At 64.8% G+C, this 22,008-nt stretch carries 21 protein-coding genes; 13 read left to right on the top strand and 8 right to left on the bottom strand.

Translation table 11 applies throughout. From position 1 onward, the window contains the following. The first annotated feature begins 1 nt into the window (after window position 1). The 6 genes from ACTDXD_RS12320 to ACTDXD_RS12295 all read left to right on the top strand — a co-directional run bounded on the left by ACTDXD_RS12320 (window position 2) and on the right by ACTDXD_RS12295 (window position 6,467). Window positions 2–580 carry a bacterial proteasome activator family protein gene (locus tag ACTDXD_RS12320; RefSeq protein WP_440127283.1) on the top strand — a complete coding sequence of 193 codons (579 nt, stop codon included), beginning with the start codon at window positions 2–4 and terminating at the stop codon, window positions 578–580. A 59-nt stretch (window positions 581–639) separates the two neighbouring features. After that, window positions 640–1,494, top strand: a complete 855-nt coding sequence (wzt, locus tag ACTDXD_RS12315; protein ID WP_440127630.1) for a galactan export ABC transporter ATP-binding subunit Wzt/RfbE — start codon at window positions 640–642, stop codon at window positions 1,492–1,494. Beyond that, window positions 1,487–2,377, top strand: a complete 891-nt coding sequence (gene glfT1 / locus ACTDXD_RS12310; RefSeq protein WP_440127282.1) for a galactofuranosyltransferase GlfT1 — start codon at window positions 1,487–1,489, stop codon at window positions 2,375–2,377. The genes wzt and glfT1 overlap by 8 nt, the downstream gene beginning before the upstream one ends. 97 nt (window positions 2,378–2,474) lie before the next feature. After that, window positions 2,475–4,259 carry an AMP-dependent synthetase/ligase gene (locus ACTDXD_RS12305; RefSeq protein WP_440127281.1) on the top strand — a complete coding sequence of 595 codons (1,785 nt, stop codon included), beginning with the start codon at window positions 2,475–2,477 and terminating at the stop codon, window positions 4,257–4,259. A gap of 173 nt (window positions 4,260–4,432) precedes the next feature. After that, window positions 4,433–5,725, top strand: coding sequence for a Na+/H+ antiporter NhaA (nhaA, locus tag ACTDXD_RS12300; RefSeq protein WP_440127280.1), 1,293 nt, complete (start codon window positions 4,433–4,435; stop codon window positions 5,723–5,725). A gap of 49 nt (window positions 5,726–5,774) precedes the next feature. After that, window positions 5,775–6,467: a universal stress protein gene (locus tag ACTDXD_RS12295; protein WP_440127279.1), complete on the top strand. Its 693-nt coding sequence runs from the start codon at window positions 5,775–5,777 to the stop codon at window positions 6,465–6,467. Window positions 6,468–6,500: 33 nt separating this feature from the next. Here ACTDXD_RS12295 and ACTDXD_RS12290 read toward each other — a convergent pair whose 3' ends face one another. Both ACTDXD_RS12290 and ACTDXD_RS12285 read right to left on the bottom strand, forming a co-directional pair. Next, the gene (locus ACTDXD_RS12290) at window positions 6,501–7,010 is read right to left on the bottom strand and encodes a BCCT family transporter (RefSeq protein WP_440127278.1); all 510 of its coding nucleotides are present in this window, start codon (window positions 7,008–7,010) and stop codon (window positions 6,501–6,503) included. Window positions 7,011–7,061: 51 nt separating this feature from the next. Beyond that, window positions 7,062–7,586 carry a MarR family winged helix-turn-helix transcriptional regulator gene (locus tag ACTDXD_RS12285; protein WP_169689281.1) on the bottom strand — a complete coding sequence of 175 codons (525 nt, stop codon included), beginning with the start codon at window positions 7,584–7,586 and terminating at the stop codon, window positions 7,062–7,064. Between the two features lie 47 nt (window positions 7,587–7,633). On the opposite strand from ACTDXD_RS12285, the gene ACTDXD_RS12280 reads away from it, so the two are divergent. Together ACTDXD_RS12280 and wzm are read left to right on the top strand one after the other, a co-directional pair. Further along, the gene (locus ACTDXD_RS12280) at window positions 7,634–8,773 is read left to right on the top strand and encodes a PLP-dependent aminotransferase family protein (RefSeq protein WP_440127277.1); all 1,140 of its coding nucleotides are present in this window, start codon (window positions 7,634–7,636) and stop codon (window positions 8,771–8,773) included. 11 nt (window positions 8,774–8,784) lie between these two features. Next, entirely contained in the window at window positions 8,785–9,633 is an 849-nt protein-coding gene (wzm, locus tag ACTDXD_RS12275; RefSeq protein ID WP_440127276.1) for a galactan export ABC transporter permease subunit Wzm/RfbD, read from the top strand. Here the strand turns inward: wzm and ACTDXD_RS12270 are convergent. From ACTDXD_RS12270 to rfbB, 3 genes are all read right to left on the bottom strand, one after another. Then, window positions 9,621–11,126 (bottom strand): glycosyltransferase family 39 protein, encoded by a 1,506-nt coding sequence (locus tag ACTDXD_RS12270; protein WP_440127275.1) that lies wholly within the window; start codon window positions 11,124–11,126, stop codon window positions 9,621–9,623. The two genes, wzm and ACTDXD_RS12270, sit on opposite strands and share 13 nt — an antisense overlap. Before the next feature lie 6 nt (window positions 11,127–11,132). Continuing rightward, window positions 11,133–13,037 carry a glycosyltransferase gene (locus tag ACTDXD_RS12265; RefSeq protein ID WP_440127274.1) on the bottom strand — a complete coding sequence of 635 codons (1,905 nt, stop codon included), beginning with the start codon at window positions 13,035–13,037 and terminating at the stop codon, window positions 11,133–11,135. 147 nt (window positions 13,038–13,184) lie between these two features. Continuing rightward, window positions 13,185–14,192, bottom strand: a complete 1,008-nt coding sequence (gene rfbB / locus ACTDXD_RS12260; RefSeq protein ID WP_440127273.1) for a dTDP-glucose 4,6-dehydratase — start codon at window positions 14,190–14,192, stop codon at window positions 13,185–13,187. A gap of 33 nt (window positions 14,193–14,225) precedes the next feature. Here rfbB and rfbA point away from each other — a divergent pair, with 33 nt between their 5' ends. Together rfbA and ACTDXD_RS12250 are read left to right on the top strand one after the other, a co-directional pair. Further along, a complete protein-coding gene (gene rfbA / locus ACTDXD_RS12255) occupies window positions 14,226–15,101 on the top strand; it encodes a glucose-1-phosphate thymidylyltransferase RfbA (RefSeq protein ID WP_440127272.1) in 876 nt (291 codons plus the stop codon). A gap of 4 nt (window positions 15,102–15,105) precedes the next feature. Further along, window positions 15,106–15,687, top strand: coding sequence for a dTDP-4-dehydrorhamnose 3,5-epimerase family protein (locus tag ACTDXD_RS12250; RefSeq protein WP_440127271.1), 582 nt, complete (start codon window positions 15,106–15,108; stop codon window positions 15,685–15,687). A gap of 52 nt (window positions 15,688–15,739) precedes the next feature. On the opposite strand, the gene ACTDXD_RS12245 is transcribed toward ACTDXD_RS12250, so the two are convergent. Then, complete coding sequence (locus ACTDXD_RS12245) at window positions 15,740–16,582, bottom strand: DUF559 domain-containing protein (protein ID WP_440127270.1); 843 nt, start codon at window positions 16,580–16,582, stop codon at window positions 15,740–15,742. A gap of 121 nt (window positions 16,583–16,703) precedes the next feature. Beyond that, window positions 16,704–17,183: a GtrA family protein gene (locus ACTDXD_RS12240; protein ID WP_440127269.1), complete on the bottom strand. Its 480-nt coding sequence runs from the start codon at window positions 17,181–17,183 to the stop codon at window positions 16,704–16,706. Between the two features lie 128 nt (window positions 17,184–17,311). On the opposite strand from ACTDXD_RS12240, the gene ACTDXD_RS12235 reads away from it, so the two are divergent. The 3 genes from ACTDXD_RS12235 to ACTDXD_RS12225 all read left to right on the top strand — a co-directional run bounded on the left by ACTDXD_RS12235 (window position 17,312) and on the right by ACTDXD_RS12225 (window position 21,500). Continuing rightward, the gene (locus tag ACTDXD_RS12235; RefSeq protein WP_440127268.1) at window positions 17,312–18,736 is read left to right on the top strand and encodes an FAD-binding protein; all 1,425 of its coding nucleotides are present in this window, start codon (window positions 17,312–17,314) and stop codon (window positions 18,734–18,736) included. Continuing rightward, complete coding sequence (locus ACTDXD_RS12230; RefSeq protein WP_440127267.1) at window positions 18,736–19,497, top strand: decaprenylphospho-beta-D-erythro-pentofuranosid-2-ulose 2-reductase; 762 nt, start codon at window positions 18,736–18,738, stop codon at window positions 19,495–19,497. The genes ACTDXD_RS12235 and ACTDXD_RS12230 overlap by 1 nt, the downstream gene beginning before the upstream one ends. Window positions 19,498–19,619: 122 nt before the next feature. Then, window positions 19,620–21,500 carry a galactan 5-O-arabinofuranosyltransferase gene (locus ACTDXD_RS12225; RefSeq protein ID WP_440127629.1) on the top strand — a complete coding sequence of 627 codons (1,881 nt, stop codon included), beginning with the start codon at window positions 19,620–19,622 and terminating at the stop codon, window positions 21,498–21,500. Here the strand turns inward: ACTDXD_RS12225 and ACTDXD_RS12220 are convergent. Continuing rightward, window positions 21,478–21,912: a DoxX family protein gene (locus ACTDXD_RS12220; protein ID WP_440127266.1), complete on the bottom strand. Its 435-nt coding sequence runs from the start codon at window positions 21,910–21,912 to the stop codon at window positions 21,478–21,480. The two genes, ACTDXD_RS12225 and ACTDXD_RS12220, sit on opposite strands and share 23 nt — an antisense overlap. Window positions 21,913–22,008: the final 96 nt, after the last annotated feature.

Raw genomic sequence — 22,008 nt, 5'->3', positions numbered from 1 at the left:
CATGACGCATCCCGAGAATGACGATGTTCTGGTGATCGGCCCGGACGGACAGCCCGTCCGTATTCCCCGCGGCGAAGTGGGGCAGCCCGAGGTGCCGGGATCACAAGAAGCGTCCGCGGACGAGGCCGGTTCCGGCGAGACCCTCGCCGACATGGTCGAGCAACCCGCGAAGGTCATGCGTATCGGCACCATGATCAAGCAACTGCTCGAAGAGGTGAAGTCCGCGCCCCTCGACGACGCGAGCCGAGCACGGCTCAAGGAGATCCACCATTCCTCGATCCAGGAACTCGAAAAAGGTCTCGCGCCCGATCTGCGCGAAGAACTCGAGCGGCTCGCGCTGCCGTTCAGCGAAGACTCCGTGCCGTCCGACGCCGAACTCCGTATCGCCCAGGCTCAGCTCGTCGGGTGGTTGGAGGGCTTGTTCCACGGCATCCAGACGGCTCTGTTCGCTCAGCAGATGGCGGCCCGCGCGCAGCTCGAACAGATGCGCCAGGGCGCGCTGCCGCCCGGATTGAACATCCAGGCCGGACCGGACGACCAGCAAGGCCACGGCCACACGGGCACCGGCCAGTACCTGTAGGCGTCGGACATCAGAAGCGGACCGGTAGGCTCGAAACTCGTGTCAGCGTCTGGAGCAGCATCGTGAGCCGAGTCAGCATCGAAACCCGAAACGCATGCGTCGACTTTCCGATCTTCGACGCCAAGACCCGGTCGCTGAAGAAGGCGTTCCTGGGCAAGGCCGGCGGCTCGATCGGCCGCAACGACTCCGACGTCGTCGTCGTCGAAGCGCTCCGCGACATCACCATGTCGTTGAAGGAAGGCGACCGAGTAGGCCTCGTCGGCCACAACGGAGCTGGAAAGTCGACACTGCTGCGCCTGTTGTCGGGCATCTACGAGCCGACGCGCGGCGCGGCGCGGGTGCGCGGACGTGTCGCGCCGGTGTTCGACCTCGGTGTGGGCATGGACCCCGAGATCTCCGGTTACGAGAACATCCTCATCCGCGGCATGTTCCTCGGTATGAGCCGCAAGCAGATGCTGGCAAAGGTCGATGAGATCGCCGAGTTCACCGAGCTCGGCGACTATCTGTCGATGCCGCTGCGCACCTATTCGACGGGCATGCGCGTGCGTGTCGCGCTGGGTGTGGTCACCAGCATCGACCCGGAGATCTTGCTCCTCGACGAAGGCATCGGCGCAGTCGATGCCGAGTTCATGAAAAAGGCTCGCATCCGGTTGCAGGAACTGGTGGCGCGTTCGGGCATCCTCGTCTTCGCGAGCCACTCCAACGAGTTCCTCGCGCAGTTGTGCGACCGGGCCATGTGGATCGATCATGGCCAGATCCGGCAGGAAGGCGGCATCGAGGACGTGGTGCGCGCCTATGAAGGCAACGACGCGGGCGACCACGTGCGCACTGTCCTCGAAGAACTCGAACGTGAACGCACCGCCGGATCGGCTTCTGTCGTCGATGCGGACCCGACGGGCGGCAACGGTGCCTGACGAACGCATCATCGGCGTCGTCGTCACCCATCGTCGCCGCGAACTTCTGGCCGAATCGCTGAAGGTGCTGGCTGCGCAGACGCGCCCCCTCGATCATCTCGTCGTGGTGGACAACGCGGACGAAGACGAGGTGCGTGTGCTCGTCGACGCGGTCGAGATACCCACGACCTATCTCGGGTCGAAGCACAACCTGGGGGGTGCCGGTGGCTTCGCGCTCGGCATTCTGTTCGCGCTGTCGCTGGGCGCCGACCGGGTGTGGCTCGCCGACGACGACGGTCGGCCTGAGGGTGATGAGGTTCTCGCGAGGCTGCTCGACTGCGCGGAGCGAAACGGGCTGGCCGAAGTCTCCCCTGTCGTCTGCGACATCGCCGAGCCGGACCGGCTGGCGTTCCCCCTTCGCCGCGGAGTGGTGTGGCGGCGGTGGCGTCATGAACTCGGCGACGAGGATCTGCTGCCGGGTATCGCGTCGCTGTTCAACGGCGCATTGTTCACCGCGGATGCGATCGACGCTGTCGGCGTCCCCGACCTGCGGCTGTTCGTGCGCGGCGACGAGGTGGAGGTCCACCGACGGCTGGTACGTTCGGGGCTTCCTTTCGGGACGTGCCTGCAGACCGCCTACCTGCATCCTGATGGCGCCGACGAATTCAAGCCGATCCTCGGCGGACGGATGCACACCCAGTTCCCCGACAACGATGTCAAACGCTTCTTCACCTACCGCAACCGCGGCTATCTGCTGTCACAACCCGGTCTGCGACGACTGCTGCCGCAGGAGTGGGTGCGGTTCGGCTGGTACTTCCTGGTGACCCGACGCGACCCGGCCGGTTTGCGTGAGTGGGTGCGGCTACGCAAGTTGGGACGCGAGGAGAAGTTCGAGCGTCCCTGAGCGCGGATCCGTAGCGCTCCAGCCATTCACACCAATCCGCCCACGAACGTGTGCAGTCCCCTTTACACTTTTCGCACCATTCTTCCCTGGAGCGATCATGACAAATCGAGACAGTGCACCGTCCACCCTCTGCCATGCTTTCCAGTCCACCGCCGCGGCGTACCCCGACAGCATCGCGCTGCGCACACCGGACGATTCTGTCCGGTACACATGGAGCCAATACGCCGACCGCGTCGAGAAGCTCGCCGCCGGACTCGCCGGCCTAGGCGTTCGGCACGGCGACACCGTCGGCCTGATGCTCACCAACCGGCCGGAGTTCCATCTCGTCGACACTGCAGCATTCCACCTGGGCGCAACCCCCTTCTCGATCTACAATTCGCTCACCGCCGAACAGATCTCGTACGTGCTCGGCAATGCAGGCAACCGTGTGATGATCTGCGAAGAGCAGTTCGTCCCGGTATTGACGGAAGCGATCGGCACCACGAAGGTCGAGCACCTGGTGTGCATCGACGCAAAGCCCGAGGGAACGCTGTCGCTCGACGATCTGGAAGCTGCCGCCGATGCAGAATTCGACTTCGAGGCGGCGTGGAAGGCCGTGCAACCGTCGGACCTGCTCACTCTCATCTACACGTCCGGCACCACAGGACCCCCGAAGGGTGTCGAACTGACCCATGCGAATCTGCTTGCCGAATTGAAAGCGACCACCACGTTCCTGCCCACCGGTGTCGCCGACCGGATCGTGTCGTATCTACCGGATGCGCACATCGCGAACCGGTGGGGTTCACACTACTCGAGCATCTACGGCGGTATGCAGATCACGACACTCGACGACCTCAAACAGGCGATCGCGGTGTTGCCGAGTGTCCGCCCAACGCTGTTCGGCGCCGTGCCGCAGGTCTGGTACAAGCTCAAGGCCGCGATCGACAAGACACTCGCCGAGGAATCCAGCCCGGTCAAGAAGAAGCTCGCGTTGTGGGCAATCGATGTCGGCCGCACGCGCGCGCGGCTGCAGTCCGACGGCAAGCCCGTCCCGAGGACGCTCGAATTGCAGCATGGTCTCGCCGACAAGCTGGTGCTGTCGAAGATCCGACAGAAGCTCGGACTCGACGAGGTTCGCGCCGCCGTCACCGGCGCCGCCGCGATCTCACCCGAGGTTCTCGAATTCGTACTGGCACTGGGAATTCCGTGCTCCGAGGTGTGGGGTATGTCGGAGACGTCCTGCGTGGTGACCATGAACCGGCCCGACGCCATTCGCATCGGGACGGTCGGCCGAGCGGTCCCCGGCGTGGAGATCAAGACCGCCGAGGACGGCGAACTCCTCGTCAGAGGCCCTCTGCTCATGAAGGGGTACCGCAACGATCCGGAGAAGACCGCCGACGCGATCGATTCCGAGGGATGGCTGCACACCGGCGACATCGCAGAGATCGACGCCGACGGCTACGTTCGACTCATCGACCGCAAGAAAGAACTCATCGTCAACGCCGCGGGAAAGAACATGTCGCCCGCCAACATCGAAGGTGTCCTCCGCGCAGCGTGCCCGATGCTCGGAGGGGCCGTCGCCATCGGCAACGACAGGCCGTTCAACGTCGCATTGCTCGCACTCGACCCCGACGCACTCGCAGCCTTCGCACAGGAGCACGGATTGTCCGGCACCCATGAGGAACTTGCCGACGATCCCGTCGTCCTCGATGCGATAGAGAAAGCAGTGCAGGTGGCGAATTCGAAGCTGTCGCGGGTCGAGCAGATCAAGAAGTACACGGTCCTGCCGACCATCTGGGAACCGTCGGGTGACGAACTGACCCCCACGATGAAGCTCAAGCGCAAGCCGATCGACGCCAAGTACGCCGAGCAGATTGCGAGTCTCTACGACACCACCCCGTAGATTCTTCTCGGCGTCGGACACTCTCGTACCGCACCGGTGGCCGCCGGTGCGGTACGGTTACGTGCGGTGTGCCGGGAAGTCTGGTCGGCGAGTGTTTTCTGCTGTCGAACCGGAGGTCTCATGATTCCGTCGTGCCATCGCAACGATTCCTTGTCCGTATCCGGAGGCGTGTGATGCCCGGAATCTTCTCGTCACTTCCCTTGCTGTCACGCGGTTCCTCGGAAGAGTCACGTCGCGTCACGGACATACTGCGCAAGGAGACGGTCGGCGGCGCCCTGCTGTTGCTTGCTGCGCTCGCGGCGCTGATCTGGGCGAACTCCCCGTGGTCGGATTCGTATCACACGCTGCGCGACACCACGTTCGGTCCGGAGTCGTTGCATCTCCATCTGTCGCTGGGCACGTGGGCCGCCGACGGACTGCTGGCAATCTTCTTCTTCATCGTCGGTGTCGAACTCAAACGCGAATTCGTCGAGGGTGATCTGCGCGATCTCCGACGCGCGGCGATGCCCATCGTCGCGGCAGTCGGCGGGATGATGGCCCCGGCATTGATCTTCGTTGCGATCAACCTGCAGGGTGGTGCCGCAGCACTGAACGGCTGGGCGGTTCCGACCGCCACCGACATCGCATTCGCCGTGGCCGTTCTCGCGGTGATCGGGTCGCATCTGCCCACAGCGTTGCGGACTTTCCTGCTCACCCTCGCGGTGGTCGACGACCTGCTCGCAGTGACGGTGATCGCCGTGTTCTACACCGACGAACTGAACCTGCTGTATCTGGGTGGTGCCCTGATTCCGCTGGCCGCCTTCGGTTTCGCGATGCAACGCGGGGTGACTGCGTGGTGGGTTCTGGTGCCTTTGGGCGTCATCACGTGGTGGCTCGTCCACCAGTCCGGGGTGCACGCCACCATCGCCGGTGTGCTGCTCGGCTTCCTCGTTCCCGTGTCGCGGCACGTGAACGGCAAGAAGATCGCGGTCGCCGAACATGTCGAACATCGGGTCCGCCCGCTGTCTGCGGGAATCGCTGTGCCGATATTCGCGTTCTTCGCCGCCGGCGTCACTGTGGGAGGCCTTTCGGGCCTGACCTCCACGATCACCGATCCCGTCTCCGTGGGAGTGACGACCGGCCTCGTCGTCGGCAAGGTCATCGGGATTTTCGGAACCACCTATCTGATGGCGAAATTCACCCGAGCGCGCCTCGACGACGATGTGCGCTGGGTCGACGTCTTCGGTGTGGCGCTACTCGGCGGCATCGGATTCACGGTCTCCCTGCTGATCGGCGATCTTGCGTTCGGCGCGGGATCGGTCGAGGCAGATCACGCCAAGGTCGCTGTGCTGTGTGGATCGGTACTGAGCGCTGTTCTGGCTTCGATCGTCCTCACCATCCGTAACCGTGCGTACCGGCGCATCGCCGAGCACGATCGGGTCGACGACGACGGCCATGGAATCCCCGACATCCACCAGGGACGATGATCACCTCCCGGCCGATCTTCGTTCCGTCACATTTCAGGAGGAGGGCGCCGTGAACTGGACGGCACTGTGGGTTTTCATCGGCGTGTGGGTGCTCACCGGGCTCGCCACCGGACTGTGGATGGCCCGCAAGGGGCACGACCCACGATGGACACTCATCGCGGTGATCCTCGGCCCCTTGTTCGTACCCATCGCATTCGAGCGCATCGAACGGAATCCCCGGTCCGTGACGTCGGAGCCGGTCGCGATGTGGGGTGCCGGTGGCGAGGAGTCCGGCGGTCTGCGCGTGATGGTGGGATTCGACGGATCGAAGGAGGCCGAACAGGCTCTGCATACCGCGCGGCAACTGTTCGCGCCGGGAGGCGGGGTACTCGAACTCGTCGCGGTGGTGTCATACGACGACGCATCCGACATCGACTCCGAAGTACTCGCCGGGGCGAAGGAACGGCTGGAAGCGGCAGCATCCGGCTCCGAGGAGGTCCCGGTCGGCTACGCGGTCATCGCCGGTCCGGCAGGGCAGAGCCTGCGATGGTTCGCGACCGAACAGCATGCCGATGTACTGGTGATCGGCAAGCGCGGCCGGGGCATGTCGAACCGGATGCTGGGCAGCGTCGCCGCGTATCTCACCGAGCACTGCCCCGTACCGGTCCTCGTCGTCGATCCGGCAGAGCATGCGTCGACCGACGACAAGCAGTCGGCCCCAGTGGCCATGCGCGTTCCCGCAGAAGAGGTCGAAGGGCCCTAGAGTCACAGCCGACGTTATTCGCCGGGTTTGTCGTCATCGATGCGCTCGACGTCGTCGGCGGTGACGGGTATCGACGGAGTTCCCTCGATAGCGGGGACCGTGGGTGGCGTCAGCTTCGATGCATAGTCGTGTTCGGCCGAGTAGCTGAGGAAGCCGAGGTGGGCCTCGATCAGGTCCGAGTCTGACGCTGCCCTCCTTCGAAAGCGCAACCCAGAGCACGAAGATGATGACCAAGGTGACCGTGACGACGTAGAACCAGCCCACATTGGTCGCGATCCACGTCACGACCGTGTGCATGGTCTCCTTGGCCTGATCGGGCATCACCATGGCCCAGATGGAGAACGCCAGGACGACGGCAGCCGAGATGACGAAGACGCGCCAATTGACGCGGGGTCCCCGGTGTTCGGCGAGCTCGGTCGGCCCCTTGCTCAACTCGGTGCTGGAGATCGGGGGCAGATCTTCGAGCGCAGGCTCCCTGCGTCGTTCGGGTACTCCGAATTGGCTGCGTTCGATTCTCGGATGCGGCGGTTCTGCGTCGGTCAACCAGTACTCCTTGCATGCAGAGCTTCGTCGACCGCGCGGGTCGATGACTTACTATCCCCCCGAGATCGGTGCGTGCGCAGCAGTTGTCGTGAAAGTCGAGAGTGCACGAGCGTCCTGATCGAGAGGGTCTGCGCGCAGCAACTCCATCACCGCCCGCCACGACGTTTCCGCACCGCTTCCTGCCTGACGGAACACGTCGTCGAGAAGGCGCATCTGCGCAGCGGTCAGCTCGGCTTCGAGGGTGCGTCCGTCGTCGGTGATCGTGAGCCGACGGACACGCCGGTCGTTCACATCGGGTGCGATGGCGATCAGCCCCTGCCCTTCGAGGTCCTTGATGGGCCGGTGCAGTGCCTGCTTGGTGATACCGAGGATGTCGAGGAGTTCGCCTATCGACAGCCCGTCGTCGCGGCGGACGAAGTGCAGGATGCGGTGGTGCGTCCGGCCGAGTCCGCGTTCAGCGAGTAGTCGATCGGGTAGCGCGGTGAAGGCTCGGTAACCGAAGAAGAAATCTTCGATCGCCTCTCTCAACTCCGCCTCACGATTTGGGTCAAACACGTTGACCTTATTCTCACTCATGTCCTAGAGTACGTCAACAACATTGACCTATTTGATGGGAATCGCCCATGCTCTCCCAACGCATCGCTTCGCTTCGCCCATCACCGATCCGCGAAATTCTCTCCGTCATCGACCGGCCGGGCATGGTGTCGTTCGCGGGCGGGCTCCCCGCATCGGAGACCCTTCCGCACCTGGCCCACTCCGACGACCCCGCCCTACTCCAGTACGGACCGAGCGAAGGCGACCCGGAACTGCGGGCCGCCGTGTCCGAGCAACTACGCGCGCTCGGCCTCGACGCACCCACCGAGCGCGTGATGATCCTGTCCGGCAGTCAGCAGGGCATCGACCTCGTCTCGAAGCTGTTCATCGACCCCGGCACGCCCGTGGCCGTCGAATCCCCCACCTACCTCGCGGCACTGCAGGTCTTCCGCCTCTACGGCGCCGACTTCACAAACCTCGACTGGGACCGCGCACCGACCGCGCCCCTCGCCTACGTCGTGCCTACCTTCGCGAACCCCACCGGAAGGTGCGCGACACGCGACGAGCGTGACAGTCTCGCCCGCGCCTGCCTGGACAGCGGCACAACGCTGTTCGAGGACGACCCGTACCGCGAGCTCACGTACGAACCGTGCGACCGAGTGCCCGTCGCGGCCCGCATGGGCGGCGGATCATGGGTGTATCAGGGTTCGTTCTCCAAGACATTCGCACCCGGACTTCGCCTCGGGTTCCTCGCAGCGTCCGAGGATCTGTTCCCGCATCTGGTGATGCTCAAGCAGGCTGTCGACCTGCACAGCTCCACCTTGTCGCAGCGACTCGTGCTGAGCGCCGTCACCGACCCGAGCTGGGCGCAACGCCTCGACGACCTCGCGTCGTTCTACCGAAACCGCCGCGACGTCTTCGACGACGCACTACGCCGTCACCTCGGCGGGCTCGCCGAGTGGCAGGCCCCCGCAGGCGGGCTGTTCTTCTGGCTCCGCCTCACACGGCCACTCGACACCCGAACGCTTCTCCACACGGCAATCGATCGCGGCGTCGCGTTCATGCCTGGCGAGGAGTTCTTCCCCGACCGTCCACAGCTCGGCACCATGCGGCTGAACTTCAGTCACGCCGATGCCGCTGACACCGAGCGCGGACTCCGGACACTCGCGACGCTCCTGGATGGAGCCGCCGACCACCACACCGAACAGACGTCATTTCAGCGCGGGTAGGCTCGGGACCCGTGTCTGATGCCCTCACCGTCGATGACGAGCCGATCGAATCGTCCTCCCGCACATTCAAGCGTGCATTCGAGGACCTCCGCGATGGGTTCGCGCATCGTGAGCTGTGGTTCCACCTCGGATGGCAGGACATCAAACAGAGGTACCGGCGCTCGGTGCTCGGCCCGTTCTGGATCACCATTGCGACGGGCGTCTCCGCGATCGCGATGGGCGTGCTGTACGGCACATTGTTCAACCTCGACGTACCCACGTTCCTGCCGTATGTGGCCCTCGGCTTCATCATCTGGAACCTGATCAGCGGTTCGATCCTCGAGGGCGCCGACGTGTTCATGTCCAATGAGGGCCTGATCAAACAGTTGCCGACGCCGCTGAGCGTGCACGTGTATCGCCTGGTGTGGCGACAGATGATCTTGTTCGCGCACAACATCGTCATCTACGTGGGCATTCTCATCGTCTTTCCGCAGCCGCTGCATTGGACCGCCATCGCGGCGATCCCGGCGCTGGCGTTGATCGCCATCAATGCGGTGTGGGTGTCGTTGGTGTTCGGCATCCTCTCTACCCGCTACCGCGACATCTCCCCACTGCTCGGCAGCATCGTCCAGTTGCTGTTCTTCATGACGCCGATCATCTGGACCGAGCAGACCCTCGTCGGCACGGGCAACGAGGGCCGGGCAAAGATCGCCGAGATCAATCCCCTCTATCACTTCCTCGATATCGTCCGCACCCCGCTGCTCGGCGGCGACCAGCAGCTCTACCACTGGGTCATCGTCCTCGTGATCACCGTGCTCGGCTGGGGACTCGCCCTGCTCGCGATGCGCAACTACCGCGCACGCGTCGCCTACTGGGTCTGACCGAGTTGCAGCCTGATCAGCTGCAACCGGTGGACCGCGTCGCGGTCGGTGATCTCGAATCCCGCCTCGGCCAGTTCGTGGAAGGTCTCCGTGTCGGTGAATCGATACGGCTCGAATCGCCACCACACATTGTTGGGATGCCACAGCTTCCAGGGGGTATCGCGCTCACGATCCGCGATCACCCACAGCACCGTGCACCGGGCGGCCGCACGAACGGCCGATTCGGATGGCGCCGCATCACTCGACCACAGTTGAGTTCGCTCGGCCGCGCTGCGCCCCAGCCCGACATCATCGAGACCCACCACCGAATCCGGCCGCGCATCCATGACCGCTCGCGGGGAGGTCGGTGCCCACGAGATGGTCGGCTCGAATGCGACGCAGTCGCCTGCCTCCGACACCTCGATGAGCCGGTCGGCGACCGCGCTGTAATCCATCCCACCTGCCTTCCCGAACGGCTGACGCTGCGCGATGTAGGCCGGTGACACTGCCACAGCCAGCGCGACGAACACGACGAGCAGCGTCCACCACCGAGTCGCGACCCGAGCCAGCGCCCAGCCCACCAGCAGCACCATCGCAGGCACCGTGAACGACAGGTACCGGTCGAGATACAGATTGCGCGACACCAGCGAACCCGCGAGCAGCACCGTCATCGGCACGGCGAATCCAGGGAGCGCCACCGCCAGCAGCATCCGCTCCCCCGGTGTCACACCCATCCGCACCGCAACGACCCCACCCGCGACGACGATCACCGCGCACAGTGCCGCCGCCCACGGTGCTTGCGGGAACCACTGGTCGACCAGGATCGTGCGCACCACAGTGGCGTCGAGCGGCGGGATCCACGACACCTGCTGGATCTGGGTCGACGCCAGCACCATGAACGGCGCCGACAGCGCCGCTCCGGCTACCGCTGCGACGGCGAACCTCACACGGTCACGCGAGAGCAACAGGACTGTCACCGCGTGCGCGAGGACCACTGTCGCGGAGTAGACGAACAGCACCGTCGAAACCGCAGCCAGCAGGGCGTACGCCACCCACCAGCGTGTGTGGCCCGCGGTCAGGGCCTTCACCAGCAGCAGGGTCAACAGCGCTGCCCCTGCGATCGCGAAAGCATAGGAGCGCGCTTCGGTTGCTGCCCACGTCACCCGCGGTGTGATCGCGAACAACACACCCGACGCGACAGCGACTCGTGGCCCGCCGAGCTTGTGTCCGGTCGCGGTGATTGCGGCCGCGCCGACCCCGAGCGCCACCGCACCTGGGATCCGGGCGGTGAACTCACTGATTCCCGCCAGCGAGAACCACCAGTGCAGAAGCAGGTTGTGCAGCCCGTGCACAGCATCGCGCTGGGCGTGCAGTTCGAGGAGCGCCCCGAGGGGACGATTCGCCGCCGAGACGGTGGCGGCCTCGTCCCACCAGAACGACGGAACCCACGAAAAAGCCGCACCTACGAACACGGCCGCTCCCCCGACGATCAGGGGAAGCGGCCATGCCCTCACGTGCTACTACTCGCCGATGCCGTAGAGGCGCGCCCAATTCTCACGGCTGGTCAGCTTGGGCATGGCGTCGTGCCACGTCTTCTTCATCTGCGGCGCTTCCTTGCGGAGCTGCCAGCACACCTTCGCGGCATGCTTCGCGAGTGCGACGGCGGTGTCCTTGTCGCGGCGGCGCACCCGCACCGCGTTCTGCGACGCGTCGGTGACCACGGCGGTGTCGAACAACGACACGTGCCACCAATTCGCGAAGTGCGCAGGCACTGTGACCTGACGGCGGTCGACCTTACCCCGGAACTGCTGCACCGCACGCTTCACGAGGACGAGCCCCTCACGCTTCTTGTCGGGCTCGAAGTCCCACACCTTCATCTGGGTATGCGGATCCGATTCCTTGCCTACCTGCGACGCCGGCAGCGGCTTCGTCTCGGGATAGCGGTCGCGCAGTTCGCGCAGCTCCTTCAGCACAGACTGCCCTCCGTCGTAGAGGAAGTCGGGCCCCGCGAGGAAGTCCTCGGCGGCCTTGATGAAGGTCGCGGCCAAGCCGTACTGCATCGACACGATCAGCTCGCTGATCTTGCGGAACAGATACTTCGAGATGTCGTTGCCGTCGAACCGGCCGTACAGCGCCGACACGACGAGACCGTTGCGGATGCTGAAGTACCGCGCCCAGTCGTCGTAGTCCTTGAGGTGGAAATCGGCGTGCCACACACCCGCGTTGGGCAGCGTGACGGTGGGATGCCCGGCGAAGCGGGCTCGGATCCCGTACTCGATGTCGTCCCACTGGAAGAACAGCGGAATCGGCAGGCCACACTCGGCGATGATCTCGGCGGGCAGCAGGCACGTCCACCAGCCGTTCCAGCCTGCGTCGAAGCGGGGATCCTGCTTCTTCTTGATGAGATCGATGCCCATCTTCGCACCGGGGGTGAGCTCACCCGCAGTGATCTCGTCGAGCACCTCACGCTCGGCACTGACATGCAGGATCTGCGGGTTGCTCAGCGACAGCATCTGGGCGCCGACGATCGTGGGCTGCACCGTCATGTTCGCGAACGCGTTGAGTCGCAGCACGGATTCCGGCTCGCACAGAATGTCGTCGTCCATGACGATCACGTTGGCGTGCGCCGAGTTCGGAGAGCCGGTGATCTCGTACATGCCGCGGGAGAATCCGCCCGCGCCACCGAGGTTCGGCTGCGTGAGGTAGATCAGCTTCTTGCCGAGCTTCTCTTCGACCTCCGCGAACGAGGGACGCGAACGCACCTGGTCGGTGCCTTGGTCGACGATGCACACCGCGTCGATGTCGGCCATCGCATCGTCGTCGGAGGCGAGGGTGCCGACCGTGATAGTGCAGTCATCGGCGCGGTTGAACGTACAGATGACGACGGCGGCCGGTCGCAGGTGCTCGGGAGCGGCGACGGTCCAGCGCGCGTCGGAGATGAGCAGCGAGCCGTTGCCGGACTCCACGGAGAACCACATCGCGCCGCCGTCGACGAACCGCTCGATGGGAAGTTCGAGATCGAGGTCGCCCGAACCCGATACTTTCGAGGTGGTGACGACGCGCTCGCGACCGCGAGCGTCGGATGCCGACACCGTGAAGGTCGCACTGCCCGAGGAGGCATAGGTGAGCTGCAGGTTCACCGTCTTCACATCGGTCCACCGTTGCCAGAAGGTCGCGGCGAACCGGCCGAAGTAGGTGTTGGTGTGGGCGGTCGCGCCCTCGGCGAGCTGGAGGCCGTGCCGGTCGGCGGCCGCGTCGCCCTTGGTGACCACGTACATCTTCTCTGGTACGCGCGGCGAGAGCGACCCGAACAGTCCGCGTTGAACGATCAGCCGATCACGACGTGCGGGCTCGATGAGGGCCTCCTCCAGCGCGTCGACGTTGCTTCCGTCAGTTGTCGTGTCGCCGGCAGGTGCCTGCTCCATCGAGTAACTCCCCGATCTCCTCGATCCTGTTGGTCCGGATGCGACATTATCAGCGGGAACGCTGCCATTCGCCGATCACGTGAGAGTTGCGACCGATTGGTGAGGATCGCGGGAAATGCACCTTTTGCGTCCTGACGGGCACCGCCCTCACTCGTCGAGTGCGCGTTCCGTTCGGCGGTAGGCGGCCTCGGTCGCGCTCTTGTGCGGACGCCACCACTTCTCGTTCGCGCGGTACCACTCGATGGTCGCGTGCAGGCCGGATCGGAAATCCCTGTACACAGGCTCCCACCCGAGTTCGGTCTTCAGCCGGGTCGCGTCGATCGCGTAACGCAGGTCGTGGCCAGGGCGGTCGGGAACGAAATCGAAGCCGGCGGGGTCTTTCCCGCACAGTTCGAGGACAGTCTCGACGACCGTGCGATTGTCCGTTTCACCATCTGCGCCTATGAGATAGGTCTCACCGATGACACCCTTGTCGATGATCGTCCACACCGCACGGTTGTGGTCGTCGACGTGGATCCAGTCGCGCACATTCGTGCCGGTGCCGTACAGCTTGGGCCGCACCCCGGTGAGCACGTTGGTGATCTGACGGGGAATGAACTTCTCCACATGCTGGTACGGCCCGTAGTTGTTCGAGCAGTTCGAGAGGGTCGCGCGGATACCGAACGAACGCACCCAGGCGCGGACGAGCAGGTCGGAGCCTGCCTTGGTCGACGAGTACGGACTCGACGGGTTGTAGGGCGTGTCCTCGGTGAACTTCGCCGGATCATCGAGTGCGAGGTCGCCGTACACCTCGTCGGTGGAGATGTGGTGATAGCGCACGTCGTGCTTGCGGACGGCTTCGAGCAGGGCGAATGTGCCGAGGAGGTTGGTCTGCACGAACGGCGAGGGGTCGGCCAGCGAGTTGTCGTTGTGGGATTCGGCGGCGAAGTGCACCACGAGGTCGGTGTCGGTGACGAGTTTGTCGACCAGCCCGGTGTCGGCGACGTCGCCGTGGACGAAGGTGATCGCGTCTGTCACGGGTTCGAGGGACTCGAGGTTGCCCGCGTAGGTGAGCTTGTCGAGGACGGTGATCTCGACGTCGGGTCGGTCGGCCACGGTCTGGTGGACGAAGTTCGCGCCGATGAATCCGGCGCCGCCGGTGACGAGCAGCTTCATTACGCCAACCCTACCCATGGGACACTGACCGGCATGCGCGGAATCATCCTTGCCGGCGGGACCGGTTCGCGGCTGCACCCCATCACCCTGGGGATCAGCAAGCAGCTCACTCCCGTCTACGACAAGCCGATGATCTACTACCCGCTTTCGACCTTGATGCTCGCTGGAATCCGCGACATCCTTCTGATCACCACCCCGCACGACGCCGGCCAATTCCGGCATCTACTCGGAGACGGGTCGCAGTTCGGCATCGACATCACCTACGCGGTCCAGGACGAGCCCGACGGACTGGCACAAGCGTTCGTTCTGGGCGCCGATCACATCGGCGGTGAGACCGTGTCTCTGGTATTGGGCGACAACATCTTCTACGGGCCGCGGCTCGGCACACAGCTCAAACGGTTCGACGATCTCGACGGCGGTGCCGTCTTCGCGTACCGGGTCTCGGACCCGTCGGCCTACGGGGTGATCGAGTTCGATTCCGATGGTCGCGCACTGTCGCTGGAGGAGAAACCGGCCGATCCCAAATCGCACTACGCGGTACCGGGACTGTATTTCTACGACAACGACGTCGTCGAGATCGCGCGGTCGCTGAAACCTTCCGCGCGAGGCGAATACGAAATCACCGACATCAACCGCGCATATCTCGAGACCGGCAGACTTCAGGTCGAGGTGCTGCCCCGCGGCACCGCGTGGCTCGATACCGGCACCTTCGATTCCCTGCTCGACGCGTCGAACTTCGTGCGCACCATCGAACAGCGTCAGGGCTTGAAGATCGGAGTGCCCGAGGAGGTTGCGTGGCGACGCGGATTCATCACCGACGACGAATTGGCAGCCTTGGCACACCCTCTGGTGAAGTCGGGTTACGGCACCTACCTGCTGGATCTGGTCGCAAGGGGAAAGGACTCCTGAGGAAATGCAGTACCGAGAACTGAAGATCGCGGGCGCATGGGAGATCACCCCGAAGCAGTTCGGCGACGACCGCGGCGTGTTCCTCGAATGGTTCAAGCAGTCCAGCTTTATCGAAGCGACCGACCGGGAACTCGATCTCGCGCAGGCCAATTGCTCGGTGTCGGCCGCGGGAGTGCTGCGCGGAATCCATTACGCGGATGCGCCGCCGGGGCAAGCAAAATACGTGACGTGCGCGTCGGGGTCGGTGCTCGACGTCGTCGTCGACCTTCGTGTGGGGTCGCCGACGTTCGGGCAGTGGGATTCGGTGCTGCTCGACACCGTCGATCGTCGTGCGATCTTCTTGTCAGAGGGGTTGGGGCACGGGTTCCTGGCGTTGGAGGACCATTCGACGGTGATGTATCTGTGCTCGACGGGCTATGCCCCCGAACGTGAGCACGAGGTTCACCCGCTGGATCCGGCCATCGGGATCGAATGGCCGACGGTCGGGCCGGGCGGGCGTGTGCTCGAGTACGAACTCTCTCCCAAGGACCGGGCAGCGCCCTCACTCGCCGAAGCGCATGCTGCGGGACGGTTGCCGCGGGTGTGACCCGAACTTTGGTGTTCTCAACAGCGATATACGCCGTCGAGAACACCAAAGTTCAGCGGGCCAGTGCCCGACGGATATGGCAAATCACCTCGTCCGGGTCGTGGGCGAGCGCGTGCCATGTGAAGCGAAGTACGTGCCAGCCTGCGTTGACCAGTATGTTCTGGCGCTCTGCATCACGCCGGTGTCGCGCGGCGTCTCGGTGCCATGCCCATCCGTCGATCTCGATGGCGACGCGCTGCGCCTCGAACGCCACGTCGATCTCGAAACCATGACTCTTCACGTGCGGTCGCCATCCGGTGAGACCTGCGGCCTTCAAGAGGCTGTAGAGGATTCGCTCTGCCTCGGAGTGTCCGCCGCTGCGCGCAGTACAGAGGAGACGCTCGGCGGCCCGCGACCCATGTCGCCCGGGGTTACGTCGATGGGCACGCTCCAACAACCCCAGTGTGGTGTGCCGTTGCAGCGCCCTGTCCATGAAGACCGATCCGTTGTCCAGTTCGACAGCTGCCTCGACCACGGCGAGCGGCAACCCCGTGACCTGGAGACGACGCACCGACGTCACGTCCTCAGGCAGTAGGTCTCGTCGTCGCAACTTCACGCCGTGAGGCGCTTTGATCGCACGACGGTGCGGCACGGTGACGTACTGCCGTTTCGGTGCGCGATCGAGGAGTCCGTGCCACCACGCAGCGCTCGGCCCCCATGCCGTCGCTCCCTCGCCGGCGCCGTACACCGCTGCGCGCAGGCAGGCGGCCGGCGTCTGTTCCCGGTCCGCGCGCAGATACACACCGGGCGCAAGTGACCGCCACTCTCCGGCCCGTACATAGTGGTCGATTGTCGCGATGCTCAGCCCGCACCCGACCGCCTGGTCGCGGATGATGACGCCGTCCTGTCGGGCCATGAGCACGTGAATTCGTTGACGTGGCATACCCGGTTCGACGCAGCCCGGCCCCACCCGGTTCCACCGCACCGAAGCTTTGGTGTTCTCAACAGCGATATACGCCGTCGAGAACACCAAATGTTCAGCGGATCCGGAAGATCACGACCCTCTGCACGACGAAGTTGATCACCGTCGCCACGCCCTGGGCGACGACGAAGGCAAACGGGGTGACCCACCAATCGTCACCGAGCGACTCGTTGAGCACCCTGTTGATCCCGACCTGGGCTGCGAACGTCACCGCGTACAAGATCACAACAGCGGCGAACCGCAACCGGCTCGGCGGCGCCTGGAAGGTCCAGCGCCGATTGATGAGGTATGCGGTGGTGGTACCCGCGATGAAGGACAGCGCCTTCGCAAGATCACGGGTGACACCGAGCGCCATGAGCAGCACATACAGGCCGTAGTCGACGATGGCCGACAGCCCTCCGGTGATCACGAACCGCACCAGCTGCGTCTTCAGGTCGAGCGCTTCGTCGGCGGTCGAGTCGGTCAGCGGCAGCTCGGGAGCGAGCGGAGCGTGGTGTTCCGGCAGCGGCTGAACGTGGTCGTGGGGTTCGGGCACGGAGTCGAGGGTAGCGTCCGGCGCGCCACAATCCGCACCGCCACTACATGGAGATTCTCACCGAAACGCAACGAGTGACCTACGGCATCTTGCCGGGTAGTGAGCTGACGCAGGTAGCCTCTACCTCGATGTCTACGACAGCTGAAGAGCAGGCGAGCGAGCCTCTCCCCACCCAGACACGCACCCTGACCGGATGGGGGCGCACCGCGCCGACCACCGCCGAGGTGCTCTCCACACCCGACGTCGAGCTGATCGCCAAGGCCGTGGCGCAGGTCGCGGAGCAGAACGAGTCGAAGCCGACGCACCTGCGCCGCGGTGTCATCGCGCGCGGTCTCGGCCGCTCCTACGGCGATCCCGCGCAGAACGCGGGTGGGCTCGTCATCGATATGACGGCGCTGAACAAGATCCACAGCGTCGACCGCGAATCCCGCAAGGTCGTGGTGGACGGCGGCGTGACGCTCGACCAGCTGATGCGTGCGGCGCTGCCGTTCGGCCTGTGGGTACCGGTCCTGCCCGGCACCCGCCAGGTGACGATCGGCGGTGCCATCGGCTCCGACATCCACGGCAAGAACCACCACAGCGCCGGCAGCTTCGGCAACCACGTGCGCTCGATCGACCTGCTCACCGCAGACGGACAGGTCCGCACCTGCGGCCCGACGGGACGCAACTCCAAGCTGTTCTGGGCCACGGTCGGCGGCATGGGTCTGACGGGCATCATCCTGCGCGCGACCATCGAGATGACGCCCACCGAGACTGCGTACTTCATCGCCGACAGCATGCGCACCGAATCCCTCGACGAGACGATCGCCGTGCACAGCGACGGCTCCGAGGACAAGTACGACTACTCGAGCACGTGGTTCGACGCGATTTCCGCGCCCCCGAAGCTGGGCCGCGGAGCTGTGTCACGGGGTTCGCTGGCAACACTCGATCAGCTCCCGAAGAAACTGCAGAAGAATCCGCTGGCCTTCGACGCGCCGACGCTGCTCACCCTTCCCGACGTGTTCCCGAACGGTCTTGCGAACAAGTTCGACTTCTCGATCGTCGGCGAGCTGTACTACCGCAAGACGAAGAACGCGACGGGCCAGATCCAGAACCTGACCGCGTTCTATCACCCGCTCGATCTGTTCGGCGAGTGGAACCGCGCTTACGGGTCCAAGGGTTTCCTGCAGTACCAGTTCGTGGTCCCCACCGAAGCCGTCGAAGAGTTCAAGAAGATCATCGTCGACATCCAGCGCTCCGGGCACTACTCGTTCCTCAACGTCTTCAAGCTGTTCGGTGAGGGCAACAAGGCACCGCTGAGTTTCCCCATGAAGGGCTGGAACATCTGCGTCGACTTCCCGATCAAGGCGGGCCTGAACGAGTTCGTGCGCGAACTCGACAAGCGCGTCCTCGAGTTCGGTGGTCGCCTCTACACGGCGAAGGATTCGCGGACCGACGCGGAAACCTTCCACTCGATGTACCCGCGGATCGACGAGTGGCTCAAGGTGCGCCGCACGGTCGACCCCACCAACGTCTTCGCCTCCGATATGTCCAGAAGGTTGGAACTGCACTGATGATCAATGCCGTCGGCAATCCCCAGACCCTGCTGCTTCTCGGTGGCACCTCCGAGATCGGCTTGGCCATCGTCGAGGAGTACCTGCGCAAGTCGCCCGCCCGCGTCATCCTCGCGGCGCTGCCGGACGACCCGCTGCGCGACGCATCCGTCGCCCAGATGAATGCTGCGGGTGCGACGAAGGTCGACGTCATCGACTTCGACGCGCTCGACACCGAATCCCACCCGAAAGTCATCGACGAGGCATGGGCAGGTGGCGACGTCGATATCGCCGTCGTCGCATTCGGTCTCGACGGTGACTCCGAGGAACTGTGGCAGAGCCAGGCCAAGGCCGTCCGCGTCGCGAATGTGAACTACACGGCGTCGGTGTCCGTCGGTGTACTCATCGGCGAGAAGATGAAGGCGCAGGGCTTCGGCCGGATCATCGCGATGTCGTCGGTGGCCGGTGAGCGCGTCAAGCGTGCCAACTTCATGTACGGCTCGTCGAAGGCGGGCCTCGACGGCTTCTACCTGGGTCTCGGCGAGGCGCTGCGCCCGTTCGGTCCCCGCGTCACCGTGGTGCGCCCCGGCCAGGTTCGCACCAAGTTCAGCGCGCATGTCGACGAAGCGCCGCTGACCGTGAACAAGGAAGATGTGGCCGCGCTCGCGGTGGCCGCGTCCGACAAGGGCAAAGAGATCGTGTGGGCGCCGGGTCCGTTCCGGTTCGTGATGATCGTGCTGCGGCACATCCCGCGCGCAGTCTTCCGCAAGCTGCCGATCTGACGGCACCGGCTACACCGTCTGGGACCCGGGCTTCACTAGGCTCGGGTCCCGTGACAGTCGCCGAGAGTCCCACCGTCATCCCCATCGCTCCGTTTCGGAAGGTCGCGACGACCGCCGGTCGCATGGTTGCGGCCGTGGTCGTCGCGATCGTCGTTTCTGCAGTGGGACTGTTCGCGTTCGCGCGAGTGCAATGGCCGGCGTTCAATTCGTCGAACGTCACTCAGGCCGTCACGACGGTGATGCAGTTCGTCGCGCTGGCTGCGCTCGGATGCTCGATCTACCTGCTGCGTCGTCGCAAGTGGGTGACGGGCGCGCGCGTGCTGTCGTGGGCGGCGCTGTCAGGACTGGTCACGGCGACCCTCGGCATGCCGCTGGCCGCGACGAAGCTGTATCTGCACGGAATCTCCGTCGACCAGGAGTTCCGCACGCAGTTCCTCACGCGACTGACCGACAGCGCGGCCCTGCGCGACATGAACTACGCCGACATGCCCCCGTTCTATCCGGCGGGCTGGTTCTGGATCGGTGGCCGTGTCGCGAATCTGCTCGGGATGGACGGCTGGGAGGCATTCAAGCCCTATGCCATCGCCTCACTGGCTGTCGCGGCCGTTGTGGCGCTGGTGCTGTGGTCGGAACTCGTCCGGTCGGATCTCGCCGTGTTGGTGACGACCGCATCGACGGTGATCGTCCTGGCGTACGGGTCGCCGGAACCGTACGGCGCGGTGATCGCTCTGCTGATCGCACCGGCGCTGGTGCTGGCCTGGGGCGCCCTCAACCCCGTGCGCGTTTCTGGTAGCGAGGACTACCAGAAACGCGCACGGCAGGGGTGGGGCGCGGTGGTGGGTACCGGCCTGTTCCTCGGGATCGCCGCGACGTTCTACACGCTGTACTTGGGCCTGGCCGCGTTCGCGGTGACGGTGATGGCGCTGACTGCGGCAGTGCTCGCCAAGCGGGCCGAAGGTTCGTGGCGCAGCGTGATGCCGGTGCTCGTGCGATTCGTCTCCATCGCGGTGATCGCGGGGGTGGTCGCGCTGATCGTATGGGCACCGTTCCTGCTCGACGTACTCAGGGGCGGTTCGACCGCCGGCTCGGGTTCCGCGACCCACTACCTACCCGACACGGGCGCGAGCCTGCCGCTGCCGATGTTCCACATGTCGCTGATCGGATTGTTGTGTCTGCTCGGCAGTGTGTGGCTGATCGGGCGGGCGACATCATCGCGGCGTGCTCAGGCGCTCGGGCTCGGCGTCATCTCTGTGTACCTGTGGTTCTTGGCGTCGATGGCGTTCACCGCGATGGGCAACACGCTGCTCGCGTTCCGGCTCGAAGTGATCCTGCTGGTGCTACTCGGTACGGCGGGTGCATTCGCGTTCGTCGAATTCTCGCGATGGATCAGCCTCGCCTCGAGCGACAACCCGAATGTGCGACGTGTGCTCGTCGCGGTGGGCGCGCTCGGTGCGCTGGCGTTCACCCAGAACATTCCGCAAGTCCTCGGGAACGAGATCACCGTCGCCTACACCGACACCGACGGCAGCGGTGAGCGGGCCGACCAGCGGCCGGCAGGCGCTGCGTCGTATTACGCGGAGATCGACGAGACGCTGCGCTCACAACTCGGCGGCGACCGCGACGACCACGTGATCCTCACCGCCGACACCGCGTTCCTCGCGTACTACCCGTACTTCGGCTTCCAAGCGCTGACGTCGCACTACGCGAATCCCCTCGCAGACTTCGCGGGTCGGGCAGCAGCGATCGAAGAATGGTCGGAATTCGGATCGTCCGAAGAGCTTCTCTCCGCGTGGGATTCGCTGCAGTGGCGAGCCCCCGACGCCATCGTCTTCCGACAGGGCGCCGAGGGCTACACACTTCGGCTGGCCGAGGACGTCTACCCGAACGACCCGAATGTCCGCCGATACACGGTCACCTTCCCCGAGACCCTGTTCGACGATCCGCGTTTCACAATCACCGAGGTGGGGCCGTTTGCTGTGGTCACCCGCGCCGAAGTGGCATGATGTTTCGAACTCCGTTGTCGCGCAGCCACAATCCTCCCCACACGAAGATTCCTGTGTAGATCGGGAACAGTGTGGTGCTGACGATCGGCTGCTCGGTGAGCAGGTTGGTCGCGACCGCTCCACCGAGGTATCCGGTGAGCAGTACGGCGCCGAGGATCGCGGTCGTCGGCACGACGTAGAGCACGAGGCAGATCAGCAACACGATCCCGAACACCCTGTTCAGGCTCGGATCGAAGCCGAGGTCGGCCATCGCATCCTGCACCTGCGAGGTGTTCATGAGGTGAATGACGGAGTCGAAGAGCAGGAACAGGACGACGAGGCCGCTCACGATCAAGCCGGCGATGTGGGCGCCCCGACCGGGCGTCTCGGCGGGGGTGTGCGCGTCGCGGTTGGTGGCGGAATGGGTGGTCATGACGATCTCCTCGATTCGATGCGCTGATGTCACCGATACCGACCCGGCTCCGCGCGGAAACTCATCGCCGTTGCGGTAAGGTCGCGGCGGGTCGTA

The sequence above is a fragment of the Rhodococcus sp. SJ-3 genome, assembly GCF_051918125.1.
In the GTDB taxonomy this organism is placed as follows: Bacteria; Actinomycetota; Actinomycetes; order Mycobacteriales; family Mycobacteriaceae; genus Rhodococcus.
The sequence above is the reverse complement of the archived record's forward strand: the minus strand, read 5'-3'. Positions and strand labels throughout refer to the sequence as shown.